This is a genomic window from Sphingorhabdus sp. (genome assembly GCF_046596595.1).
GTDB lineage: Bacteria > Pseudomonadota > Alphaproteobacteria > Sphingomonadales > Sphingomonadaceae > Sphingorhabdus_B.
In genome coordinates this window covers 1-1,498 of the sequence record NZ_JBKJMB010000066.1, presented here as the reverse complement: position 1 = coordinate 1,498, position 1,498 = coordinate 1, and the positions used below count along the sequence as shown (strand labels likewise).

2 protein-coding genes are annotated in these 1,498 nt (G+C 55.9%); one reads left to right on the top strand and one right to left on the bottom strand.

Going from position 1 to position 1,498, the window contains the following annotated elements; all coding sequences use genetic code 11:
* On the top strand, window positions 1-737 hold a 737-nt coding region (locus tag ACLL9E_RS07210), incomplete at its 5' end, for an FAD-dependent monooxygenase (RefSeq protein ID WP_411291063.1).
* Window positions 738-744: 7 nt separating this feature from the next.
* Here the strand turns inward: ACLL9E_RS07210 and ACLL9E_RS07205 are convergent.
* The gene (locus ACLL9E_RS07205; protein WP_411291062.1) at window positions 745-1,410 is read right to left on the bottom strand and encodes an OmpA family protein; all 666 of its coding nucleotides are present in this window, start codon (window positions 1,408-1,410) and stop codon (window positions 745-747) included.
* Between the last annotated feature and the right edge of the window lie 88 nt (window positions 1,411-1,498).

Below are 1,498 nucleotides of genomic sequence, written 5' to 3'. Positions count from 1 at the left end.
GTCGCAAGAGCGAGACTCGCGAGGAAGCAGGGATTAACATCGCGCATTGGCAGTATGAGCATCATGCCATCGTCGGCGCGATGTACCACGCGCTGCCCCATAACAATATCGCCTATGAGATTTTTTATTCGTCTGGGCCTTTTGCCGTTCTGCCTATGCTGGATGATGAAAACGGCCGCCACCGGTCGGCGATTGTCTGGTCCGTCAAATCGGAAGATGCCGCTGGCTATATGAAGTTGTCACCGCGTGGCTATGCCGCGGAGCTCGAAAAGGGAATGGGCGGCATATTGGGCGAAGTCGAATTGTCCGCGCCGCTGTCGTCGTATAAGCTTGGCTTCCACCATGCAGCCGCGATTACCGCCGAACGGCTCGTGCTCATTGGCGACAGTGCGCATGGCATCCACCCCATTGCCGGACAGGGGCTCAATTTAGGACTTCGCGATGTTGCTGCCTTAACCGAGGTCTTGGTCGATGGCATGCGTCTGGGGCTGGATTTTGGCGATACGCAATTGCTTGACCGCTACAGCCGGTGGCGCAGTATCGATACATTGTTGATTGCAGTGTCCACTGACGGACTGAACCGGCTTTTTTCGATCCCGGGGAAGACCGCGTCGGCGGTCCGGCGTTTTGGTATGGCAATGGTGCAGCGCGCTGCCCCGGCCAAGGCGTTTTTCATGGCCGAGGCGCGGGGCGAAAGTGGCGCGCTGCCCAAATTGCTAAAAGGTGTTTCGGTTTAAGTCCAAATCAGCCTTGCGTTACAGGTACGAGACGAATTTCGACGCGGCGATTGGCCGAACGGCCAGCGGCGTCAAGATTGCTCGCCTTTGGCTGGCTTTCGCCATAACCGCGCGTTGCAAGGCGTGCCGACTGAACGCCGCGCGTTGCCAGATAATCCGCGACTGCTGATGCGCGACGTTCCGACAATGACTGGTTATACGCATCCGAACCTGTGGAATCGGTATGGCCCATGACATCGACATAGGTTTTCTCATATTGAGTCAAAGTCGAGGCAACCTGGTCAAGCGTATTGCGGAAACCGGCGTCGATATTTGAACTGTCCACGCCAAAGGTCACTTCGGACGGCATATCGAGAACCAGATTGTCCCGGTCACGAATGACGTTAACGCCTGTACCGGCGGTTTGTTGGCGCAACTTTCGTTCCTGTTCGTCCATATAATAGCCAGCCCCCGCGCCAGCCAAAGCGCCAATGCCTGCGCCTACAATCTTTTCGGTACGGTCACGGCGACCGCCAATCAGGTCGCCAAGCAGATAGCCGCCAAGTGCGCCGCCGACACCGCCAATGGCGGCCTTAGAAATCGTACGTTGGCCGGTCTCCGGATCGGTAACGCAAGCCGACAACGGAAGCATAGCTGCGACAAGCGTCATCGTAATCATGTGATTCTTTTTCATTATCATCCCTTTCAACTAAAGCGTCGCTTAAACGACACCCATGATGAACGTGCGATTATCTTTTCAATCGGTTGCATCATTGCACCAT